The organism is Paenibacillus forsythiae T98 (assembly GCF_000520735.1).
Lineage (GTDB): Bacteria > Bacillota > Bacilli > Paenibacillales > Paenibacillaceae > Paenibacillus_AQ > Paenibacillus_AQ forsythiae.
In genome coordinates this window covers 1-833 of the sequence record NZ_ASSC01000621.1, presented here as the reverse complement: position 1 = coordinate 833, position 833 = coordinate 1, and the positions used below count along the sequence as shown (strand labels likewise).

Sequence of the window (833 nt, the reverse complement as noted above, 5' to 3'; positions counted from 1 at the left end):
GGGAGGAAAGAGAGATTTCCGAGTATGTCCGCCGCGCCGGCGAGGTGTCGATGAAGCAGCTGTCCCGGGCCTTTCCGGACGGGGCGGAGACGATAAAGTTCATGCTTCGACGGGGCGCGTTGAAGGAAAGCCAATCGATCAAGGACAAGATGGGCAAGAAGAAGCTTAAAGCCGTCGATCTGACGATGGAGCCGCGATCGGCGCGGGAAGCGCTGAATCAGCTGCCCGCTAGGTCCGCCCGGCAGAAGGAGGTCCTGGCGTTTCTGATCGAGCGGGAAGCCGTGCTGCCGATGCCGCTGAAGGAGATCCTGTCCACGCTGCAGGTGACCGCCGCAACGGTAAAGGGGCTGGAGGACAAAGGGCTGATCGAGATTACGGAGATCGAGGTGTACCGCGATCCCTACCGGGGCCGCAGCTTCAAGCCAAGCGCGCCGCTTCCGCTTACCTCCGAGCAGACAGCGGCTTATGAACGGATTGTGGCTGCCGTCGATGAGCAGCGTCATGGGACTTTTTTGCTTCATGGCGTAACCGGCAGCGGAAAGACGGAAATCTATCTTCAGTGCATTCAGCACTGTATTGAACAGGGCCGCCAGGCTGTTGTGCTCGTTCCCGAGATATCGCTCACTCCCCAGATGGTTGAACGTTTCAAGGGGAGATTCGGCAGCGGGGTTGCGGTTATGCACAGCCGTCTGTCGTCGGGGGAACGGTATGACGAATGGCGCAAGATCCGCGAAGGCAAAGCATCCGTTGCCGTCGGCGCACGCTCCGCGATATTTGCTCCGTTCAATAATCTGGGGCTGATTATAATGGACGAGGAGCACGAAACCTCCTAC

General features: G+C 59.1%; 1 protein-coding gene. It reads left to right on the top strand.

Annotated features, from left to right (window positions below; translation table 11 throughout):
- Positions 1-833, top strand: an 833-nt coding sequence (locus L692_RS29490; protein ID WP_036724560.1) for a DEAD/DEAH box helicase family protein, incomplete at both ends; no start/stop codon positions are given.